The following is a 21,908-nucleotide window of genomic DNA, read 5'->3' as shown; positions in this document are numbered from 1 at the left end:
ACACCGGCTCCCGCGCGCTCGCCCCGGCGCGCTCAACCCCGTCTCGCGAACGCCGCGGCGGAGACATCGCGTTCCAGTTCCGCCCGGTGGAACTCGTAGGTGTGGATACCGGACACCTTGATCACCAGGCAGTAGCGCTCCGTTGATTCGACGGCCGCGGCCGCCTCGGCGTACGCGCGCCGGAGGAAGTGGATGGCGCCCTGGTTCGCCACCGAGCTCTGGCCGCAGACCAGGATCACCGGGCGGCTGGACTCCGCCGGGGTGAACTTGGCGACGAGGGCGTACTCCTCGTTGCCACGGTCGAAGAGGTACTGCTCGCCGCCGACCGAGTAGGCCACCGAATCGGGCCGGTCGCTGTAGGGGTGGATGGTCACGCCCGGCAGATACGTGGCGAGATGGCCGCCGCTGCGGACATTGGCGTCGCCGAGCGGGCCGCCGACGCAGAACTCCGTACGGTCGCCGTTGCTGCCGCGGAAGTCGCTGGACATCACCGTGACCTGGCACCCCAGCTCCCCGGCCAGCATGGCCAGTTCCACCACGGACCGGACGTCCCGGGGGTGTGCGCTGCCCGGCTCGTGGTGTTTGCTGCCCAGCACGATGAGGCAGGTCTCCCCGGGGACGACCCCGAAGAAGCCCGCCTTGCGGTGCAGCCTCCGGGTGCGTTTGCCGCGCTCCCACAGCCAGACCAAGCCACCGCCCAGCAGACTGGTGACCAGGCCGATCACGATGTTCGCGAGCACCGACAGCATCGCGGTCCCCCTCCTCGCCGTTCGCCGGCTCTCTCCGTGCCCCGTGCCCATCCCGGGCCCCTGATCCACGAGGGCCCGGGGTCTCGCGGCCCCCGGGCCCACTCCGTACCACGCGCCCGTGGCCGCGTACTACGGGCCCGTGGCCGCCAGGCGCTCGTACTGCTGGGCGAAGCGCTCCAGCGGATCGCCCTCCGCGTTCCAGGGCCACGGGGTCGCCACGCCCGTAGTGGCGCGCAGGGCGGTTCCGGCCTCCTCCATCCGGCCGGACTTGACCAGGGCGAAGGCCAGGACGTTGAGATCGGCCAGGGCCGTCGCATGGCTGAAGAAGCCGGGGCGGGGCCAGTCCTGGGCCGCGCGGTCGAGGACCGAGGCCACCTCGGGGCGGCGCCAGTGGTCCCCGGCGCTGATCGCCGCCAGCCCGCCGGTGGCCACGGCACGCTGGTGGCCGCGGACGATCGAGGTCATCTCCAGACCGGCGGCGGGGGCGTCGGCGGGCATGCCGTAGCGGATGGAGTCGAGCAGATCGACGACCTGGACCGTGGAACCGCATTCGTCCGGGGAGAGATAGCCCAGGGCCTGGAGGTGCGCCTCGCGGTTCCAGGGATCGCGGGCCTTGATCTCCCGCCAGACCGCGGACAGTTCCTGGTAGGGCCGTCGCTCATGGCGCAGCGTGGCCAGGTACACGACCCAGGGGGTGGGGTCGGCGGGGAGCAGGTCGGCGGCCTGGCGGCAGGTGGCCCGGGCTCCGCCGAGGTCGGCCGACGAGCCCTGCCGGCCCGCCTGGACCAGCTCCGACCACGCGTGCAGCAGTAGGGCGTTCTGGTCGTTCGGCTGGTGACGCCGCCAGATCCCCGGCAGCGCCCGCCCGGCGGCCACGGCGAGCACTCCGAGCCGGTGCGCCTTGCGGTCCCAGTTCTCCCCCGCGTCCTCGACCACCCGGGACACCTGGGCGATCACCGTGGTGTCGAGTTCGCCGCGGGCCCAGCTCGCTCCGAGGCGCTGCCGGACGCGGCCGAGGGGGACGTCGTCGAGTTCGGGTACCAGCCGGGGGCGGTTGCCCTTGCGGCGTCTGAAGACGGGCATCTCGGTCGGCGACCTTCCAGTGGTGGGGAGAGGCCGGCGGTGTGCCCCCGCACACCGCCGGCCCTCGAGCGTCCACCCGGCCGCCGCACTCGGCTACCGGGCCTTGGCGGTGTCCTCCTCGGGAGCGGGGTGCACGGCGGTACGGGCGGTGGCGGGGCGGATGCGCTCGCGGACCAGTGCGACGGCGACCACCAGGGCGGCGACCAGTACGGACAGCAGCACCTGGATCCTTCCTCCGCCCTCACTGTCGTCGGTCAGCATGTAGACGAGCACAAACGAGATCATCCCGATCGTCACCCACGTCAGATACGGGAACAACCACATCCGCACCAACAGCTTCTCAGGATTCTCGCGCAGGATGATCCCCCGCATCCTCAGCTGGGAGAAGCAGATGACCAGCCACACGAACAGCGCGACGGCGCCGGAGGAGTTCAGCAGGAACTGGAAGACGGTCTCCGGCCACACATAGTTGAAGCCGACGGCGACGAAGCCGAAGACGACGGAGGCGAGGATCGCGGCCTGCGGGACACCGCGCGCGTTGGTCTTGGCGAAGCCGGCCGGGGCGTCGGCGCGCTGGCCGAGCGAGAAGGCCATCCGGGAGGCGGTGTAGAGACCGGAGTTGAGGCAGGAGAGCACCGCGGTCAGCACGATGACGTTCATGACCTGTCCGGCGTGCGGAATGCCCATCACGTCCAGGGCGGCGACGTAGCTGCCCTTGTCGGCGATCGCCTTGGAGTCCCACGGCAGGACGGACACCACGACGAGGATCGAGCCGAGGTAGAAGACGGCCACCCGCCAGATCACGCTGTTGGTGGCCTTGGTGACCGCGCGCCGCGGGTTCTCGGACTCACCGGCGGCGAGGGTGACGATCTCGCTGCCCATGAAGGAGAAGACGACCAGCAGCACTCCGTTGAGGATCGCGCTCGGCCCGTGCGGCAGGAAGCCGCCGTGCTCGGTGAGGTTGCCGAAGCCGGTCGCGGCGCCGTCGGAGCCGGGCAGCACACCGGCGATCGCCAGGGCACCCAGGATGATGAAGGCGGCGATGGCCACGACCTTGATGCCCGCGAACCAGAACTCGAACTCGCCGAAGGAGCCGACCGACGCCAGGTTGGTGGCGGTGAGCAGGACCATCACGATCAGCGCCCAGGCCCACTGCGGTACGGCCGGTACCCAGCCCTCGAGGATCACCGCGCCCGCGGTCGCCTCCACGGCCAGCACCACGACCCAGAAGAACCAGTACAGCCAGCCGATGGAGAAGCCCGCCCAGCGGCCGAGCGCCCGGTCCGCGTAGGCGGAGAAGGAACCGGAGGTGGGGTTGGCGGCCGCCATCTCGCCGAGCATCCGCATCACGAACACGACGAGCGCGCCGACCAGGGCGTACGACAGCAGGATGCCGGGGCCGACCGCGGCGATACCGGACGCCGAGCCCACGAAGAGGCCCGCGCCGATGACTCCGCCGACGGCGATCATGGACAGATGGCGGTTCTTGAGACCGCTCTGGAGCCCCGAGTCGGGCGGAGCTCCGCCGCCCGGAGGGCCGGCGGAGCCGGGGGGCGAGGAGGGAGAAGCCACGGAAGCAGGGGGACGTGTAGTCATCTCGACATCCATTGCGTGGTGGGTGAGGGTTTCGGCGGATCCGGCGGGCGGGATCGCGCTGCCGGGATCGCGTCATCAGCGGTGCGCACGAGGGGGGCTGGTGCGCATGGGGCGGTGTCGGCCGGTCGAGGGCCCACCGGGCCGGGGGCCTGAGGCTCTGGCGCGGCGCTGACCCGCGCGTCCGCAGGTCGCTCCGTCTTCCGCTCCGTCTCCTTGTGGGAGAAGTCGTGGGAGTGAACCGCAGCGACTCGGGATGAATGTGCGCAAGCGTAGGCAGGGGGGTGAGGCGGCGTATCTGTGAAGTTCGCCAACATCCCGGCCAAGAACTGTGCGGGCGGCCAATGCGGTCGCCGGAAGCCCCGGACTCCGGAGTGTGCGCCCCTCCGTCCGGCTCTCCCGGCCGGACCGGGGCAACGTCCGCCCGTACAACGCGGTGGCCGCCACCTTGGCCTGCCGCACAGCGTTCCGGGCCCCGCCCCCGACCTAGCGTGAGTGTCCCGAGCCGACCGAGGGAGCCAGCGCCATGGACACGTACGAGGGTGCGGGGGCGGGGACGGGGCGCCGCGGCGGCCGGATCGTGGTCATCGGCGCGACGACGCTGGCGAGGCGGGTCTGCGCGGCCGTCTCGGAGAACGGCCGCCCCGTCCAGCACCTCGCCGCCCCCGACGACCAGGATGTGCGGCACGCGCTCGCCGCACGGCCCGCCGGGGTCGCCGTGCTCGTCGGCGACGACCTGTCCGCGCTGCGCTACGCCCTGGCGGTACGGCATCTCTGCGACACCGTCCGGATCGTCGCCACGGTCTTCGACCGCACCGTGGCGCGGCAGCTCCAGTCGCTGCTGCGGCACTGTGTGACGGTCTCCCCCGCCGATCTGCTGGCGCCCTCGCTGGCCGGTCCGTGCGTGGAACGCGGTGTGCTGGCCGTGTGGGACGACGGACAGGGCCCGGTCGCGGTCCGCCGCGCGGACGGCCGTCTGGTGGAGACCGCCTGGCGGCCGAGCGCGGCGGCCCGGCGACGTGCCGTGTTCGGGCGGCTGCGCGGCCAGTTGCAGCCCCATGACGCGGACGCCCGGCTGCTGCTCATCGGGCTGCTCGGCATCGTCGCGGTGCTGGCGCTGGACTGGCTGTGGCTGGTCGGCGTCTTCCACAAGCCCGCCAGCACCGCCTTCCTGGAGGCCGCCCGGGTCGTCGCCGGGGTCGGGCCCGCCGTCCCGCACGGCGGCCACCCGGGATACGAGGTGATGTCCGGGGTCGCGATGCTGGTGACGGTCGGGTTCACCGCCCTGCTCACGGCGGGCATCGTGGACCGGCTGCTCGGCGCCCGGCTGGTCGGTGTGCTGGGGCGGCGGGTGCTGCCGCGCGCGGGGCACGTCATCGTCGTGGGGCTCGGGCAGGTGGGACTGCGGCTGTGCCAGACGCTGCGTCAGGTGGGGGTGCCCGTCATCGGCGTGGAACGGGAACCCACAGCCCCCAACCTCCGCCTCGCGCGCACGATGCGGATCCCCGTGGTGCTCGCCCACGGCGAGGACCGTGAGGTGCTCGCCCGGCTCGGCCTGGCCCGGGCGGACGCGCTCGCCGCGGTCGGTTCCGAGGAACTGGACAACATCGCCGTCGCCGTGGCCGCCCACGGGGTGGACCCGGAGGTCCGGGTGGTCCTGCGGGCCGGTGAGGACGAGGCCATCGCCGAGACCCGCGCGCTGCTCCCCCTGGGCCTGACCCGCGACATCACCCGCACCAGCGCCGCCTACGTAACCGCCCACCTGACCGGTTCCCCGCCGCGCCGCGTCGTCGCCGACGCGGACTGCGACTACGTCGACCTGCCCGACCAGGGCCTGGTCGCCTGGCCCCTCCCCACCCGGGACGACTGCGACCACGTCCCCACGCCGGGTCCGCCGACCCCGGCCGCCCCGGGGACCGCGCCCCTCCCCACCGGCTGACCCGGCCGCCTCCGCTCGGCCAGGGCTCCGCTCGGCGGCGGCGAGCCGCCACACCCCGGCACCCGCGGGAGCGGAACCGCCGTACGCCCGTTGCGGGCTGACGGCCCGCCCCGCCGACGGGTGCGGCACGCGCGGCGGTTGGCCCGCCCGGCGGGGCGGGGGGCGCGGCGCACTCCGTGCGGGGTAGCGGCCGGTCCGCCGCCGGGCGCAGCCGCCCGCTACCTGCTCGCGGCCCGTTCGGCGTCGGCTCGTCCGGCCACGGGCGGAGCCCAGGACCCGCCGGGACGGACCCGACGACGCCATGGAGGCCCCAGCGCGAAGGGAACGGTCCGGTAGAGCCACCCCCAGGGGCACCCCCGGTGGGCACCGCGGCCCCCCGGCGGAACCGATCAGGGGTCGGACGGCGGCAGGCGGAGTTGGAGCATGGCCAGGAGGCGTTGGTCGGCGCGGGTGAGGTCGAGACCGGTGAGTTCCTCGGCGCGGCGGATCCGGTAGCGGAGTGTGTTCGGGTGGACGTGCAACTCGGCGGCGGCCGCCCGGACGTCGCCGAACGCGTTCAGATACGCCAGGATCGACGCCGCCAGCTGCCCCCGGTGGCGGTCGTCGTGGGCGACCACGGCGGTCAGCCGGGGGTCGCGCATACCGGGGCGTTCGGCGAGCAGTCCGAGGATCTCGCTGACCAGCACCTCCGCCTGGATGTCCGGAAGGGCCGCGACCGTCGTGGCCCCTCCGGTGCGCACCATCGCGTCGAGGATGCGGTCCGCCTCGCGGCGTGAGGCCGGGACGTCGGCGAGCCCCGGGACGATACGGCCGACCGAGCCGCGCAGCGGCAGTCCCAGATGGCGGTGTGCGGCCTCGACGATCTCCTCGCCCCAGGAGCGCAGTGTGCCGAGGTCGATGCTGCGCGGAAGCTGCGGCAGCAGAACGTAGATGCGCTGGTCGAGCGGGGTGACCAGGGCGCTGCGGTGGCGGGCGGCGGTGTGGACCGAGATCAGGTTGGTGACCTCCGTCCGGGCCAGCTCCGGTCCGGTGGCCCCGGCGGTGCCGTAGGAGAAGCCGAGGACGGCGGCCGGGCGGCCCGGGTCCACGCCCACGTGGGTCGCGAGCGGCTGCGGTCCGGTGCTGCCCTCCAGGAGCCCGGCCGAGAGGGTCGCGGTGAGCGTGACGTCCGCGGACAGCTCCCGGCGGCGTCGTACCAGGTGGAGGGCGGCGACGCGGGCCGCGCCGGTGAGGGCCTGCTCGGACCGCTCGGTGAGCGGCGACGCGCCCTCCTGCACCCAGATGGTGCCCAGCTGCCGGTCGCCGGAGCGTACGGCCACCGCGAGACGGCGGCGGATGCCCAGCTCCGGGTGGCTGTCGATGGAGATCACCTCGTCGGAGGCGCGCAGCCGCTGGAACACGCCCCAGCGGCGCAGTCTGGAGAGATACGCCTCCGGACCCTGCCAGCCGAGGATGGAGAGCCGCCGCAGGTCGTCGACCTCGTCGGAGTCGGTGGAGCGGGAGTAGGCGAGGACGCGGTTGGCGGTGTCCTCGATGCTGACGATGCCGCCGGTGAGGACGGCGGTGGTCTGGGCGAGCGAGAACAGATCGCCCTCCGCCTCCTCGTATCCCTCGGCGCCGCGGTCGAGCGGCACGTCTTCCAGGGCCGCACGGGCCAGGGCGTCCACCTGCTCCCAGCGCGCGTCCCGCCGTATGGAGAGCAGGGCGACCCCGGCCTCCGCGGCGGCCTCGCTGAGGGCGGCAGCCTGGCCGGGGGCGTCCACCTTGACCGCGACGGCCGCGGCCCCGGCCCGTCCACCGGCCCGCAGCGCGGGGAGGGCGGCGCGTCCGCGGACGCCGATCGCGAGGACCAGCTCACCGGGGTGGGCGGCCGGCTCGTCCTCGGGGTCGAGCAGCGCGACACCGCGGATGGTGACGTCCAGCCCGGCGGGGGCGGCCTGGAGCTCCACCAGGGGTTCGCCGAGGGACATCAGCAGCTGGCGCAGGCTGATACCGCTGCCGGAGTGGGGCGCCTCGGCCGCTGGATCCATGATCGACGCCTCTTGCCGCTGGTCGGGGCAGCGCTCGTACCGTACTGCCGTGGGGCCACGGCTCATGGGCGCGAGGCCGTTCCCGCGCGCCGGCCCCCGCGCGGGGGAACGGCGCCCACGGTGACGCCCACAGTACTGGTGTTTCCGGCCAGGGCAACCGCCGACGACGCTCCTGCCCGCCGCAGGTCAGCGCGGGTGCGAGCGGGCCCGGCGGGCTACCGGGGAGTAGGCCGCCCACCGCGCGGACCTACCGCGTGTACACCAGACCCAGCCGGTCGCACACCTCGTGCCGGAGGGTCCGCGACCATCTGACGCGGGACCGCGGCCGGCCGAAGAGCGCGATCAAGGTGAAACCTTTCTGGGCACCGGGCAAACGCGGACTCCACTGACAACCCCCGCCCCGCGCCCGGCAGTTATCGCCGAACCCGCTCCGTGACCCCTCCCGGACCAGTACGTTGTCCGCCACATGGGGAGTGGTTTCCCGAACCCGTCCGCAAGGGTACGGAACAGGCCACAGCGTGCTGGGGGGCATATGTCAGAGATATCGAGCGCGATCGACGCACTGTTGCAACGCCGACTGCGGCAGCTGCCGGAGGTCGAACGGGAGAGCGCCCGGTGGCAGGCGCTGGGGGAGCGGCTGGACGAACTGGATCTGGCGGTGGCCGACCTCCGCGGACACACCACGATGGACGGGGAGTTGGCGGCGGCGCTGACGATGCCCCAGCTGCCGCAGATCCGGCTCGCGGTGGCGGAGGCGGCGGACGCGTTCCGGGTGATCGGCTCGCGGTTCACCCGGCCCACGGTCAACATCGGCGTCAGCGGGGCGGCCCGGATGGGCAAGAGCACGCTGCTGCAGTCCATTTCGGGCCTCGACAACAACCAGATCCCGACCGGTCACGGCATCCCCGTCACCGCCGTGCGCAGCAGGATCTTCCACTCCCCCGCCGTGCGGCGGGCCGAGTTGGAGATGCACGGACCGGAGAGCTTCCTCGCCGAGGTGGTCGCCCCGCTGCACGCGGCGCTCGAACTGACCACCGCGCCCCGCACCATCGCGGAGTTCGGCCAATGGCCGTATCCGGACTCGGTGGCCGACCCCCGGGGACGGCTGCTGCTGACCCGGCTGCGCGATCTGCGCAATGCGCTGGAGAGCTACGAACCGCTGCTCACCGGTGGGGTGCGGACGGTGCCGCTGGAGGAGATCCGCCCCTACGTCGCCTATCCGACGCATGAGGAGATCACCGAGGCGGCGGGCCGGGTGCCGCGGGTCTACGCGGCGGTGCGGGAAGCCCGTATCGAATGTGCCTTCCCGCACCCGGACGTGGCCCGCATCGGCATCGTGGACCTGCCCGGGCTCGGCGAGGTCATCGCGGACGCCGACCAGCGCCATGTGGCCGGGCTCCAGAACGAGGTCGACGCGGTGCTGCTGGTCAAGCGGTCCTCGGAGACCTCGTCGTTCTTCGACGAGACCGACACCGTCGGGCTCACCCTGCTGGAGCGGATACGCGGACAGGTGCGCAGCACCGGCGAGTTCATCTACCTCGTCCACAACCTCGATCCGGACAAGCCGCATCTCGCCGAGAACCTCCGCGGCGATCTGCTGCGCAACGTCAACAGCGGGCAGGCCGACCGCTTCTTCACCGTCCTCGAGACGGACGTCCGCGATCCGGAGCGGGTCGGCCGGGAGGTGCTCACCCCGCTGCTGAAGCGGCTGGCCGAGGGGCTCCCGGTGATGGACGCCGAGGTGATGTCCGGCACCCGGCGCCGGGCCTCCGCCGCCCGGGACCGGATCCGTCTCCAGCTCACCGATGTCCGCCGGGTCCTGGACCGGGTGGCCCGGCAGGCCGGGGTCCCGGAGGAGGTCAACGACGCCAAGGCCGCCCAGCTGCGCAGCGGAATCGCCAAGCGGCTACGGCTGCTGGTGGCCCATCTGGCCGCCGAGACACAGAGCGCCATGGCCGATCCCGGCTTCACCGACGCGGTCGCCGACGCGTACCAGGGCGTCCTGGACTGGATCGGGGACGGCTTCGGGCGGGGTGTCCGGAACTGGCAGGAGGAGGCGCTGACCTGCATGGTCACCGAGGGCCACGCGGCGGCCTTCGCGGGCCCGGAGTTCAGCAGGATCCGCGTGGAACTCAGCCGCCGCTTCGCCGCGCTGGACGACTTCTTCACCGGACGGCTGGTCGAGGCGTGGGAGCGTACGGCCGCGGTGTTCGTGATCGAGTGCGGGGCCCTCTTCGCAGAAGCGGAAACCGACGGCCTCGAAGGCGACGGCGTCCAGGGCGGCAACGTCGAGGGCGACGGCGCCGGTGACGACGAGCCGGCCGGGCCCACCGGCCGCGAGCTCCTCGAGCGTCTCGCCGAGCTGTTCGCCCGTTCCTCCCAGCCCTGCCCGGACCTGGCCGCCGCGGTGACCGACCTGCTGGACGTACGGCTGGAGTACCGCACCCTGCTCTACCCCCGGGTGCGCCCGGATCTGGCCCCGCTCAACCTCCAGGTCACCCACCCCGACACCGGCGAGCAGATGCAGCAGGTGGCGGTCCCGCTGACCGAGGAGGGCGCCGAGGAGCTGTACGGGATCTTCAATGGGCTGGCCGAGCAGGCCGCGTTCCGCATCCAGAAGTCGCTGCTCCAGGAGTCCGCGGTACCGGCCGCGGTGATCCACGCCCTGGTGGAGCAGTTCGAGGACACCCTGATCCGTTCGGGCACCTCGGTCCAGGAGTTCCGCCGGTTCGTCCGCTCCTATCGCAATGACCTGTGGCCGGAGGAGTTCCGCGGGATCGACGAGGCCAACAGCCGCTACGCACGGGTGGTCCGGGTGGCCGAGGAGATCTCCGACCTCATCGAGGAGGATTCCCAATGACGTTGTCAAGCGTCAGCGATGAGCTGTTCGGGTCCTCATGCCGCCATAGCGACGGGTGGGACCGCTTGGTAGCAGCGCCTGTCCCGCAGGAGTGCCCACAGGACGTTGACACGTCTGCGCGCGAGGGCGATGACGGCCTGCGTGTGGCGCTTCCCCTCGGCCCTCTTGCGGTCGTAGAACGCCCTGGACTCTGGGTGGCGTTGGATGCTGATCAGCGCGGAGGTGTAGAAGACACGCTGCAAGCCGCGGTGGTATCGCTGGGGTCGGCGCAGGTTGCCGCTGATGCGGCCGGAGTCGCGCGAGGCGGGAGCCAGACCGCAGAAGCCGGCAAGCCGGTCCGGGGAGCCGAAGAGCTCCATGTCACCGTTGGTGGCAGCGAGGAACTCCGCACCGAGAGTCGGGCCGATGCCGGGCATGCTGGTGATGACCTCGGCGAGTTCGTGCTCCCTGAACCGCTCGGCGATGCGACGGTCCACTGCGGCGATCTGCTCGTTGAGAGCGGTCAGTTGCTGGGCGAGCGTGTGCACCAGCTCGGCGGCGACGTCTTCCCCCGGCACGGCGGTGTGCTGCCGTTCGGCGGCCTCCAGCGCGGTCCGGGCGACCTGACCGGCGCTGCGGACCTTGCGACGGCGAAGCCATGCCTCCAGGCGGGTGCGGCCCAGCCGCCGGATAGAGGCCGGGGTCTGGTATCCGGTGAGCAGGATCAGCGGGCCCGCGTTGCTCAGGTCCAATGCCCGTTCCAGAGCGGGGAAGATGCCGTTCAGCTGGGCGCGGAGCCGGTTGATGGTGCGGGTGCGATCGCAGACCAGATCGGTGCGGCGGGCAGTGAGGAGCTTCAGTTCGGCGCTGAGGCTGTCGGGCAATCGCATCGGGGTCAGGTCGCGGCGCATGCGTGCCTGATCAGCGATGATCGCGGCGTCGCGGGCGTCGCTCTTGCTCTCGCCCCGGTATGCCTCCGAGGCACGGTTGACGGTGCGACCGGAGATGTAGAGCACCTGCTGGTCATGGGCGAGCAGGGTGGTGATGGCCAGTGCGGCGCCGCCGTCGGCGAGGTCGACGGCCCAGACCACCTCATGGCCCAGCGCAAGGACATCGGCCAGGAGTTGGAGGAGTTCCGGCTCGTCGTTGGCCACGCGGCGGGAGAGGAGTTTGTTCCCCTCGGAGTCGATTGCCACACAGTGGTGGTGGGCCTTGCCGGCGTCGATTCCGGCCCATACGCGGGGGTGCATCGCTCTCCTGATCGTCGTCGTGCCGTGTCCCACAGACGACCTCGCCGACGAGTCCCTACAAAGCGATCTTGTCGCATTTCCCAATTGGCGGCCGAGTCGTCGTGGGGCGCCGGGCGGCCAATCCTCCCGAGCCACGAGCGGCAGACCAGTGATAGCCACACCCAGCGCCCCTGGGTGAGCCAACCCTACGAATGGCTCGCTCAGCCCGATCAAGAAGGTAGGGACCAGTGACGGTGACGGACGACAACCGCCCGGTCTTCGCCTACAAGATCGGCCTGCTGGCACCCAGCCGGGTGGGGAAGAGCACCCTGATCGCCAGCCTGCTCACCGAAGGCCAGCAGATGCTGGCCCAGGACGCCTCGGTGCTGCTGCACAGCGCCGACCGGCCGACCGCCAACCGGCTCGCGGCCACGTACAACATGGTCACCGGGGCGCTGAAGGCCCGGGTCTTCATGCCCGGACTGGTGCCCAGCACCCCCGATCCCTCCTACTTCCATCTGCTGCTGGAGGCGCGGGGGCAGGATCTGAGGATCCGCTTCGACATCCTCGACTATCCGGGCGGCTGGCTGGAGGACGGTGGCGCGGGCACGGGCCATGAGCAGAGGTGGAACGAGTGCGAGGAGTTCCTCGCCGACAGCTCCGTCCTGCTGCTGCCGATCGACTCGGTGCTGGTCATGGACTCCGGTGAGGAGTACGCACCGCTGCTCAGCTCGCATCTGGCGGTGTTCCAGATCAAGCAGGTGATCCTGCGCTGGGCCAAGAACCGCCGGGAGCGGCAGGACGAACCTGCGCTGATCATCTTTTGTCCGGTCAAGTGCGAGACCTATCTGTCCGACAGCGGAAGCCTCCAGAACCAGGCCGCACAGCTCCGGGAGCGGATCACCGACCAGTTCAGCGAGGTGCTGGAGGCGGTGCGGGAGGCCGCGCCGCATGCGTCGATCCGCTATCTGCCGATCGACACCTTCGGCTGTGTGGAGCTGGTGTCGGCCCGCTGGACGCCGCATACGACCTCGCCCGGCGGTCTCGCCCTGGTGCCCAAGTACCGGGTCCGGCCGCCCGGGAGGATCGTCCGCAAGGGACTGGACGACCTGATCAGCCTGCTCTGCCGGCAACTCGTGGACACGGCGCGGACGCAGAGCGAGCGGACGACAACGTGGCGCAGGACCACCGCGGCGTACTCGCGGAACCATGCCGAGGTGCGCGAGGGCTTCTTCCGCGATCTGTGGCTCAACCTCAACGGTGAGCGGGACCGCCGCAGACGCGTCGCCGCGCAGGACGAAGGGCTGCTGGCGGAGTCGGAACGGACCACCCAGTCCCTCTTCGATGTGCTCGCCGCCCTGGCGGCACGGCAGACCGGAACCCGTCTGCACCATCTGAGCTGACCGTCGGAGGACCCTGTGCGCATGTATCTGCGGACCCGAGGGGTGCCGCGTTCACTCGACTACGGATTCCTCAACTCGGCGCCGGAGGAGCGCTGGTGGGACCGGTACGCGGACGTCACCGCCGTGGAGCGGCCCTGTCTGCTCGCCGTGGCGGAGGACGGCCGCTGGCGGGTGCTGATCAGCGGGATCCCGTCGGTCCGGACCGACTCGGTGGGTACGCTGATCTGTTACACCCTCGTCCTGGAGGGGGAGTCGGGAGGCGGTTCCGACGAGGCCGTTGCGGCGGCGCTGGCCTCCCGGTGGCTGGCCGACCTCGCCGCCGCGCCGGACGGGCGCGGCACCCTGTCCGATGTTCTCGACGGGGTCTGCCCCACCGCGGACGTCGACCGGCTGCTGGCCGCCCGCCCCCATGAACTCCTCCCCGAGCGCGAGGAGTTCACCGACCGACTGCGCGCCGCGCTGTCCGCCGTGACGGGCGCGGAACCGGAGGGCTCCGGGGAGCCGTCCGCCCGGCGCTGGATCGCCGGGCGGTCCGCCCCCGGCGCCCCGGCGGCCTTCCTCGCCCGGCTGTCCGCGCTGCTGGCCGGGAAGGAGAACGGCCAAGCCCATCTGCTCAATCTGGTGTCCGCGGCGGAGGACGTCGCCGAGCTGACCTCGGGGCGGCTGGCGGTGCTGGTCGAAGGGGGTCTGGTCGGCGACGCCGCCATGCCGCTGGAGGAACTTACCGGCCGGGCAGGGGAGTTGGCCTACGACGCCCCAAAAGCGAAGGGGCGGTCGGCGGTGGTTCCGGCCGCGCTGACCGCCCTTTTGCTGCTTCTGCTCCTGCTGCTGGCGGGGGCGCTGTGGATCTGGCCGGGGCCTTTCTGAGGAGCTGGCTCGACACGGCCGAGAGCCCTTACCCGCTCACGCTCACGATCCCGCTGGAGCGACCGCGGCGGCGGCTGGTGTTCCACTCCACGGCGTCCTTCCAGGGGGAGTGGTGGGACAAAGGCTACCGGCTGGACGTGCGCTGCGAGTTCAACGCGACCGACCCCGGCACCGGACTGCCGGTCCGCGCCCTGCTGCTGGTACGGCTGTCCGTCGTACCGGGCATGATCGGTCTCCTGCCGCCCCGGCCGGGGTTCCGGCTGGACGAGGTCCGCGACCTGGACGTCGCCGTGACACTCGACGGGGAGACCGTCTACGAGGCGCGGCGGCTCTCCCCGCTGCGGGAGGGCAACGCGCTGCTCTTCGACAACGGATCCGGCTGGGCCCGTATCTCGCAGCTGTGGCCACGGCTGGTCCATGCGGTTGAGCACCAGAGTCGCTGACGGCGGCCGACGGGATCTCCGGCCGGGCCTGTCCGCCGCGGACGCCGCTGACCAGGATCGATGGCATGAGAGAACTCCCTGTGCGGGCCGCTCGGCTGAGCGCGCGGCACCCCCTGGCGGATGCCATCGGCTATCTCCTGAAGGACACCACCCGGGACCAGCTGGCGGACGCCATCCACGCGGCGTCACGCGGCGAGACGGTGCTCGCCCCGCGCGTCGCGGAGAAGCTGGTGGCGCGGATGCGCCGCCCGGTCCAGGCCGCGCTGACCGCACGCGAGCCGGATGTGCTGGGCGCCGTCGCCGACGGTCTGTCCAACGCGGACACCGGCCGGCGGCTCTGCGTCGCGGAGGCCACGGTCAGGCCCCATCTGCCGCGGATCTTCGCCAAGCTGGACACCGACGACCGCACCCGCGCCGTGGTCATCGCCCTGGAGCGGGGACTGCTCCCCCGCTCCGGGGCGCGGTGACGCGGTGCCCCAGGGGGCCCGTTCAGTTCAGCGGAGCCTGTGCCGGGGCGGGCACACCGCTGGTGACCGGCTTGCGGAGCAGCAGCAGCGCGGCGTCGTCGTGGAGCCGTCCGCCCACGTGCTCCAGCAGATCGTCGTGGAGGGCGGCGAGCGTCCGGGACGGCTCGTCGCAGATGTGCCGCGGCACCCGCTCCATCAGGGGGAAGTACTCCCGGCCGTGGTTCCGCGCCTCGATGACCCCGTCGGTGTAGAGGAGCATCTGGTCCCCGTCGTCGAACGGCACCAGCTGGAGGCTGGGCAGTTCACCGCCCAGCGATGCCAGCCCCAGCGGCGGGGCCGGGCGGGTCGGCTCGACGGCCACCACACCGGACCGGTTGACCAGCAGCGGCGGGGCGTGACCGCAGTTGACGATCTCCATCCGGCCGGACCGGGGGTATCCGGCGACCACGGCGGTGACGAAGTCGTCGGGGGCGAGGTTGCGCGCCAGGCTGCGTTCGATCCGGCCGACGACGTCCAGCAGATCGGGCTCGTCGTAGGCGGCCTCGCGGAAGACACCGAGCACCAGGGCGGCGGTGGACACCGCGGGCAGCCCCTTGCCCCGCACATCCCCGACGATCACCCGGACCCCGTACGGGCTGGGCACCAGCGCGTAGAGATCGCCGCCGACCCGGGCCTCCGCGGCTGCGGCGCTGTAGCGGACCGCCACCTGGAACTGTCCGACGCGTGCGGGCACCGGCCTGAGCAGGGCGTTCTGGGCCGCCTCGGCGACCGAGCGGACGGCCGCCAGCACCCGTTCCCGGCGCCGCCGCAACAGGCTGGCCAGACAGCTCGCCAGGGTGACGGCGGCCACCGCGGCCAGCATGATCGCCCGGCCCCGTACCGGAGTGTCGCTCTGGGCGCTCAGGAACCCGCCGACGGCCACGGCCAGCAGCCCGATCCGCAGCACCCCCCACGGTCCGCGGAACGCGGCGGCCAGCGCCGGGCCGACGGCGAGCAGCGGCAGCCAGCTCATCCCTGATCCGGTGAGAACATCCAGCAGGGCGACCCCGCCGATGATCAGCACGGGAACCGCGGCCGCGAGTTGCGCGGGGGCAGGGGACCGGTCCGGGTCACTCCGGAGGATGGGGGCGTGGATCATGCCTGTTTCGCTGCTCTCTTTCCCACTCGGGCTCTACTCGGGGAGGGGACGGACATCCGTTTGTCCGTTTCATCCAGAGAAACAGCGATTCCATACTCGCGGCAAGGGCCACGTTTTCAGATAGTGAGCGAAAGACCCCTGGTCACCCGGTCCGCGGTGGGGAGCAGCCGCTTCCGGACCCGTTCCAGCCGCTCGTCGTCGCCACGGGTGAGCGGCGCGACCCGGTCCGCCCGCAGGGAGATCCCGAGCGAGCCGAGCCGGTCCCCGCTGTACACCGGCACCGCGAAGCAGACCGTGCCGAGCGCGTACTCCTCCACGTCCGCCACGAGCGAGGGCTGGGGCCTGACGTCGAGACGGCGCAGCAACTCGGCGGGGCGGGTGACGGTCCGGGGAGTGAGTCCGGCGAGCGGATGGCGGGAGAGGTAGTCGTGGCGGGCGTCGTCATCCAGCTCGCGCAGTACACATTTGCCCAGCGCGGTGGCGTGCCCGGCGTCCTCGAACCCCACCCACAGATCGACCCGCGGCGCCCGCGGACCGTCCGCGATCTCCGCGACCCGGATCTCGCCGTCCTCGTAGAAGGTGAGGTAGACGGCGGCCGACAGCTCGTCGCGCAGTGCGGCGAGGGCGGGGCGGACACGGGACAGCAGCGCCTGGCCCTGGGCGCCGGTCTGGAGGGAGTGCAGCTTGTCGCCGATCACAAAGCCGCCGTCGGGCAGCCGGTTCACATAGCCGTCGTGCGCCAGGGTCCGCAGCAGGTGGTAGGTGGTGGCCAGGGGCAGCCCCACCTCACGTGCCAGCAGCTTCGCCGGCGCACCGCCCTCATGTGCGCCCACGGCTTCCATCAAGCGGAAGGCTCGCTGTACGGAGGTGATGAGCGTAGGGCCCGCCTGAGCACCCATATCACCAGCTTGCGCCCCTCGCACCGGCCAGGCAAGGGTCTCCCGGGGCGGGCCCGGCCGTACCGCAGCACGGTTCTACGGACGCGCTCCGGCCGGCAACGGGATCCGGGCGGCCGAGGTGCCCAGGCCCGTCGGACCGCGCCAGGCGGGCGGCCCCGCCACCGCGCCCCCGGCCGGGAGCGCCGGCCGGTGGCGCAGCTCCTCCTCCCGGTAGCGCGGGACCTCCCGGTGCCAGTTGAGGATCCCGGTCATCCAGTGGCGCAGATCCCGGACATAGCCGTCCAGGGCCGTGCGGACCTCCCGGCCCAGGCCGAAGTCGTCGCAGAGCACGGGGAGCTCATGGGCCACGACGTGCTGGAACTGCCGCATCCGGGAGGTCATCAGGTCATGGACGATGGCCAGCCCGGTCGGGTAGTCGCAGTCGAAGAAGCTCTGCACCACCAGGACGCCGTTGTGGACCTCGCCCTCGACCTCGATCTCCTTCTGGTACGAGAAGACGTCGTTCAGCAGGGTCGCGTAGTCGATGGCGGCGTTCTCCAGGGACCGGACCGGGCCGCTGCGGTAGATCTCGTCCGGCACCCGCTGCCCGTGCGCCAGCCGGCACAGGCTCATGGTGAGCTCGGAGCCGAAGGTGTGCCGCCGCATCTCGATGTAGTCGACCGGATCGGGGATCCGGTTCTGCGCCTGGTTGGCCAGCTCCCACAGCCAGCTCTCGGTCATGTCCTCGATCGTCTTGCGGAACGTGCGGCGCGCGGTGTCCGTCATGGGCCCGGCGGTCCGGCCCCACAGGTCCGCGAGCCCCCGCTCCAGCGCGTTCGCCGGGACCGGGGTGGCGCCCGCGTCCAGCGGCATGAAGGCGCCGAGCCGGTCGTTGCTCGCCCTGGCCCCGGCCAGATCGCGGGTGCGGCCGAAGACCGCCGGGTAGTAGTCGTCCGCGTAGGTGCCCCAGGCCAGCCACCCCGACGCCAGGTCGACCTCGTCGGGCGAACCGTCCGGATGGATCCCGGCCGCGCACAGTGGGAGGTCGGCGGCGAGCAGCCGGTGCTCGTCCCAGACGTGGGAGCCGGGGACACCGGGCTGCGGCTGGAGGATGCCCATCCGGTGCGACCAGTCGGCCAGATGGCGCCGCGCCCCGTGCAGATGCGGGCTGAGCCGGAGCGTGAACGGCATGTAGATGTCGGGGATCCGGGACGGCCCGACCCTCTGGAACGGGACATGGCTGAAGCGGCGCCCGCGCGCCGCCTCGGCCCGCCCGGTGGTCAGCTTCAGATCCGCCGCCGACACCCCGAGGCCGCCGGCGCCGATACCGCTGAGTCCGAACGGGGACCGGGCCGCGGACGGGGGGCCCGCCCCGCCGCCGTTCATATAGCGGCTGGAGCGCAGGTGCCATTCATGGCCGCCGGACTGCCAGTCCTGGAGCCCCTTGACATAGGCCAGGACGCGCGAGCAGCCCTCCGGGTCCAGACCGACTTCGGCGAAGAGCGGACCCAGCTCGGTGAGCGTGGTGTTCTCGAACTGCTGGAGCCGTGAGGTGAGCAGGTCGTTGACGGCGTCCGCCGCCTGCTGGGTGGTGCAGCCGAGGAAGGTCTCCAGCACCAGGACGCCATTGCTCAGCTCCCCCTCGTCCTCGATCTCCCGCTGGTAGGAGAAGAGGTCGTTGCGCAGATGGACGCCGTCGGAGAACGCGTCCCGCAGCACCCGCAGCGGCCTGGAGCCGGCGACGGCCGCGGGGACCTCGGCGCCCGCCGCGTACTCCACAAGACCGGCCGACCAGGGCGCGCCGCCGACCTTGCGGCGCATCTCGATGTACTCGACCGGGTTGGGGATCCGGTCCGCGTTGATGTTGGACAGCTCCCAGAGCGACTCGTTGAGCAGGTTCTCCGTCGACTCCCGGAACCGCGCCCGCCACTCCCGCGACATGGCGGGCACGGTGCGCGCCCACAGATCGGCGAGGCCCGCCTCGACCGGGTTGACGGGCTCCGGGGTGTCCGTGGCGTCCATCGGCATGAAGGCGGGCAGCCGGTCCAGATACGCCTTGCCGCCCGCGCGGTCCTGGGAGCGCTTGAAAGTCTCCAGGAAGTGGTCGTCGAAGAAGAAGACCCACACGTACCAGTCCGTCACCAGCGACAGATCCGCGGCGGAGCAGTCGGGGTGGGTGCAGGCGCACAGCAGGGCGTAGTCGTGGGCGTCGAGGTCCTTACGCTCCCAGATGCCCGAGCCCTCGAGCATGCCCATTTCGCGGGCCCACCGGGTGGAGTGCGCCCGCGCCTCCTGGACATGGGGGTTCAGCCGCGCCGGATACGGAAGGTAGAAGTCGGGGAGTTGAAAGGGCTGTGTCACTGGTGGGCCGGCACCTCTCCGTACGACGGATGCCCGGGGCGTACGGCGTACGGCGCCGGGCGGAACGGCTGCGCACTACCCGGGGTCCGGATCGGATATCCGACAGCCCGATTAGTCACATGAACGGCCGGTGGTTTTCGGCCCGCTGTCCGGTCCCGGCCCGCTGTCCGGAGTCGTACCCGTGCCAGGTCCCGTAACGGTGCCAGGTCCCGGACCGCTGTGCCGTCCCGGATCCGTGGAGGGCGCCCGCTCTGCTCGCCTGGGGCGGCACCGTCCGCGCACGGGCGGGCGGCGCCTCGGGCGCGTAGGGCCGGAAGGCCCACTCCATCCTCGGCTCCATCGCGAACCGGAACAGCCGCTGCACGGGCGGTGCGCACAGCGCGGTCACCACGGCCACGGCCAGCACCGTCACCGCGATCTCCCCCGCGGGCCGGTGCACCCAGGGATGGTCGTACCAGCCCCAGAAACGGGAGCCCTTGATGAGGAAGCCGTGCAGCAGATAGCCGTACAGCGTCCCCGCGCCCAGCGCGGTGCACCACATCCGGCGGCCCGGCACCCAGGCCAGGAAGCACGCGGTGAGCAACATTGAGCAGCCGAAGAGCGCCAGTGTTATCACCGCCCCGCTCCACCAGGGCGCGCCGAGCTCCTGCGCGCTGTCGCGGCGGTAGAGCCAGGCCGCGTTCATCCGCGGCACCGCCCAGTAGGCGAAGACCAGCGCGGTGGCGACGACCGGCACCGACGCCCACCGCACCGCGGGCCGCCGCACCATCCGGAAGTGCTCGGGCCGCAACTGGAGGCCGAGGACGAAGAACGGCAGGAACTGGAGCACCCGTTGGAGGTCGAGGTCGTCACCGATGTCGGGGGAGCAGGCGGCCAGCGCGGCGATGGTGAGGGCCAGGGCCAGCGGACGGCGGGCGATCCGCCACAGCGGGGTGGTCAGCCGCCAGACGAACAGCGCGATCAGGAACCAGGTCAGATACCAGGGATCGAGCAGGCTGACCGGATGGGACGGATCGTCGTCCGCCCAGCGCTTGAAGAGGCTGTAGGCGGCCTCGAAGAGGACGTACGGCACGGCGACCCCGGTGACCAGGCGCCGCAGCCGGTCCGGCCGGAGGTCGAAACTCCGGGAGAAGTAGCCGGAGATGAGGATGAAGGCCGGCATGTGGAAGGTGTAGACGAAGAGGTAGAGGGCGGCCGCCGCTCTGCTGCCGCTCCCCAGCGGCTCCCATGCGTGACCCATCGCCACCAGCACGATCGCCGCGTACTTGGCATTGTCGAAGAACGCGTCACGGTCCCGACGTCCGGGACGTAAGGATGCGGAGTGAGGCATTCCACGGACCCTAGTGGCGCCCGTGCGCCCGCGCCCGGAATGGCTCACCTCTTGCGTACTCACTTGCGTACCGCCGTTTGCGCGTCTGCCGGCCTGTTAGCTTCTACAGTGCTGTAGATCTACAATGATGTAGATGCAACGCCGTCCGACCGACGACCCCGAACGACGAACCCCGATGGAGTGGTTATGGCCCTGTGGGACCGCATCAAGGACTCCGCCCAGACGATGCAGACTCAGCTGCTCGCCAAGAAGAACGACTTGAAGAGCGGAGCGTTCCGCGACGCGAGCATGGCGATGTGCGCGCTGGTGGCCGCGGCGGACGGCTCGGTCGACCCGGCCGAACGGCAGCGCGTCGCCCAGCTGATCGCCACCAATGAGGTGCTCCAGAACTTCCCCGCCGACGACCTCCAGCGGCGGTTCGACGCATATCTGGACCAGCTCGTCGCCGACTTCGACCTCGGCAAGGTCAGCGTCCTCCAGGAGGTGGCCAAGGCCCGGAAGAAGCCCGCCGAGGCCCGTGCCGTCGTCCAGATCGGCATCGTCATCGGCGGCGCCGACGGTGACTTCGACACGACCGAACAGGCCGTGGTCCGCGAGGCGTGCTCCGCCCTGGACCTGCCCCCGGCCGAGTTCGACCTGTAACGGCCGAGCGGCGCCCGGCTACCGCGGGGCGCGGCCCCGCCGACCGCGCGCCGTCACCCGGCCGTCCCCCGACCTCCCGGGCGGCGTCCGACCAGCCGTCCGGCAGCGGACCGGCCCGCGCCGCGAGCCGGGCGGCAGGCAGGAAGAGGTGATGGCGAGCGGTCAGATGGGCCCGCCCATGGGGCGATCAGGCGCGTCGCTCACGGGCGTCCGGACCAGCGGGTCCCCGCACCGCCCGCCGCACCCGTGCGCGGCGCAGCAGCCTGGCCGCACCGCGGCAGGTCCAGCGGGAGGAAGACGCCCCCACCGCTCAGCCCTCCTCCGGCTCCTCCGTGGCGTCGTTCAGCAGATCGCGCAGCAGCCGCCCGTCGTCGTGGCTCAGCCCCGTCACAAAGCTGGCGAGCACCGCTCCGCGGTCGTCCTGGCCGTCCAGCACCCGCCGCATCCGCAGCGCCGCGAGCCCCGCCTCGTCCGAGGCCGCCCGCCAGACGAAGGACCGCCCCGCGCGCTCACGGGTCACGGCCTGCTTGGCCCGCAGCCGGGACAGGATGGTCATCACCGTGGTGTAGGCGAGGTCGCCCTCCAGCCGTTCCTGCACCCAGGCGGCGGTCACCGGGCCCGGCGCCCGGTGCAGCGCCCCGAGCACCTGCGCCTCCAGCTCGCCCTGACCGCGTCGACGGGGGCGCCGGGGCCGGCCGGGCCCGCGCCCGCCGGTCCGGTCCTGGTCCGTCACACCGTCTCCTTCCCGCCACACCGCCCGCACCCGCCGGGCGGCGGTACATCGTACAGAGCACACCCCGGCCCCACCGGGCCCGCGCCCACCCCTTTGGCCCGGCTGTGCGCGCGGGCCCCGGCCCCGTCGCCGATGCTGGGCCGGAGGGGACGTCCCGCTGCCGGGGCCGCCCGCCGAGGGGACG

Annotated in this window: 16 protein-coding genes and 1 pseudogene; 7 read left to right on the top strand and 10 right to left on the bottom strand. The window is 72.2% G+C overall.

From position 1 onward, the window contains the following. Window positions 1–32: 32 nt before the first annotated feature. From HUT19_RS21380 to HUT19_RS21370, 3 genes are all read right to left on the bottom strand, one after another. Window positions 33–749: a hypothetical protein gene (locus HUT19_RS21380; RefSeq protein WP_176182009.1), complete on the bottom strand. Its 717-nt coding sequence runs from the start codon at window positions 747–749 to the stop codon at window positions 33–35. Window positions 750–878: 129 nt separating this feature from the next. After that, the gene (locus HUT19_RS21375; RefSeq protein ID WP_176182008.1) at window positions 879–1,832 is read right to left on the bottom strand and encodes a hypothetical protein; all 954 of its coding nucleotides are present in this window, start codon (window positions 1,830–1,832) and stop codon (window positions 879–881) included. Window positions 1,833–1,925: 93 nt separating this feature from the next. Then, window positions 1,926–3,428 (bottom strand): amino acid permease, encoded by a 1,503-nt coding sequence (locus HUT19_RS21370; RefSeq protein ID WP_176182007.1) that lies wholly within the window; start codon window positions 3,426–3,428, stop codon window positions 1,926–1,928. A gap of 523 nt (window positions 3,429–3,951) precedes the next feature. Between HUT19_RS21370 and HUT19_RS21365 the strand changes: the two genes are divergently transcribed. After that, window positions 3,952–5,364 (top strand): NAD(P)-binding protein, encoded by a 1,413-nt coding sequence (locus HUT19_RS21365; protein WP_254885692.1) that lies wholly within the window; start codon window positions 3,952–3,954, stop codon window positions 5,362–5,364. A 389-nt stretch (window positions 5,365–5,753) separates the two neighbouring features. Here HUT19_RS21365 and HUT19_RS21360 read toward each other — a convergent pair whose 3' ends face one another. After that, a complete protein-coding gene (locus HUT19_RS21360; protein ID WP_254885691.1) occupies window positions 5,754–7,394 on the bottom strand; it encodes a CdaR family transcriptional regulator in 1,641 nt (546 codons plus the stop codon). 532 nt (window positions 7,395–7,926) lie between these two features. On the opposite strand from HUT19_RS21360, the gene HUT19_RS21355 reads away from it, so the two are divergent. Next, entirely contained in the window at window positions 7,927–10,254 is a 2,328-nt protein-coding gene (locus HUT19_RS21355) for a hypothetical protein (RefSeq protein ID WP_176182006.1), read from the top strand. Between the two features lie 35 nt (window positions 10,255–10,289). On the opposite strand, the gene HUT19_RS21350 is transcribed toward HUT19_RS21355, so the two are convergent. Continuing rightward, a complete protein-coding gene (locus HUT19_RS21350; RefSeq protein WP_176179786.1) occupies window positions 10,290–11,483 on the bottom strand; it encodes an IS110 family transposase in 1,194 nt (397 codons plus the stop codon). Window positions 11,484–11,716: 233 nt separating this feature from the next. Here HUT19_RS21350 and HUT19_RS21345 point away from each other — a divergent pair, with 233 nt between their 5' ends. The 4 genes and pseudogenes from HUT19_RS21345 to HUT19_RS21330 all read left to right on the top strand — a co-directional run. Beyond that, window positions 11,717–12,865, top strand: a complete 1,149-nt coding sequence (locus HUT19_RS21345; protein ID WP_176182005.1) for a hypothetical protein — start codon at window positions 11,717–11,719, stop codon at window positions 12,863–12,865. Window positions 12,866–12,886: 21 nt separating this feature from the next. Beyond that, window positions 12,887–13,732 (top strand): hypothetical protein, encoded by an 846-nt coding sequence (locus HUT19_RS21340; protein ID WP_176182004.1) that lies wholly within the window; start codon window positions 12,887–12,889, stop codon window positions 13,730–13,732. Then, window positions 13,708–14,175, top strand: a complete 468-nt coding sequence (locus tag HUT19_RS21335; RefSeq protein WP_176182003.1) for a hypothetical protein — start codon at window positions 13,708–13,710, stop codon at window positions 14,173–14,175. The genes HUT19_RS21340 and HUT19_RS21335 overlap by 25 nt, the downstream gene beginning before the upstream one ends. A gap of 122 nt (window positions 14,176–14,297) precedes the next feature. Then, window positions 14,298–14,642: pseudogene (locus HUT19_RS21330) on the top strand (LuxR C-terminal-related transcriptional regulator); the annotation flags it as partial. A gap of 22 nt (window positions 14,643–14,664) precedes the next feature. Here the strand turns inward: HUT19_RS21330 and HUT19_RS21325 are convergent. The 4 genes from HUT19_RS21325 to HUT19_RS21310 all read right to left on the bottom strand — a co-directional run bounded on the left by HUT19_RS21325 (window position 14,665) and on the right by HUT19_RS21310 (window position 20,349). Further along, a complete protein-coding gene (locus HUT19_RS21325; protein WP_176182002.1) occupies window positions 14,665–15,780 on the bottom strand; it encodes a PP2C family protein-serine/threonine phosphatase in 1,116 nt (371 codons plus the stop codon). A 116-nt stretch (window positions 15,781–15,896) separates the two neighbouring features. Then, complete coding sequence (locus tag HUT19_RS21320) at window positions 15,897–16,679, bottom strand: IclR family transcriptional regulator (RefSeq protein WP_176182001.1); 783 nt, start codon at window positions 16,677–16,679, stop codon at window positions 15,897–15,899. A gap of 75 nt (window positions 16,680–16,754) precedes the next feature. Beyond that, a complete protein-coding gene (locus HUT19_RS21315) occupies window positions 16,755–19,019 on the bottom strand; it encodes a family 2 encapsulin nanocompartment cargo protein terpene cyclase (RefSeq protein WP_176182000.1) in 2,265 nt (754 codons plus the stop codon). 115 nt (window positions 19,020–19,134) lie between these two features. Further along, window positions 19,135–20,349, bottom strand: coding sequence for an acyltransferase family protein (locus tag HUT19_RS21310; RefSeq protein ID WP_254885690.1), 1,215 nt, complete (start codon window positions 20,347–20,349; stop codon window positions 19,135–19,137). A gap of 186 nt (window positions 20,350–20,535) precedes the next feature. Here HUT19_RS21310 and HUT19_RS21305 point away from each other — a divergent pair, with 186 nt between their 5' ends. Beyond that, the gene (locus HUT19_RS21305; RefSeq protein WP_176181998.1) at window positions 20,536–20,991 is read left to right on the top strand and encodes a tellurite resistance TerB family protein; all 456 of its coding nucleotides are present in this window, start codon (window positions 20,536–20,538) and stop codon (window positions 20,989–20,991) included. 310 nt (window positions 20,992–21,301) lie between these two features. Here HUT19_RS21305 and HUT19_RS21300 read toward each other — a convergent pair whose 3' ends face one another. Further along, window positions 21,302–21,724 (bottom strand): BlaI/MecI/CopY family transcriptional regulator, encoded by a 423-nt coding sequence (locus HUT19_RS21300; protein ID WP_176181997.1) that lies wholly within the window; start codon window positions 21,722–21,724, stop codon window positions 21,302–21,304. Between the last annotated feature and the right edge of the window lie 184 nt (window positions 21,725–21,908).

This window comes from Streptomyces sp. NA02950 (assembly GCF_013364155.1).
Lineage (GTDB): Bacteria > Actinomycetota > Actinomycetes > Streptomycetales > Streptomycetaceae > Streptomyces.
This window is presented reverse-complemented; position numbering and strand designations above follow the sequence as displayed.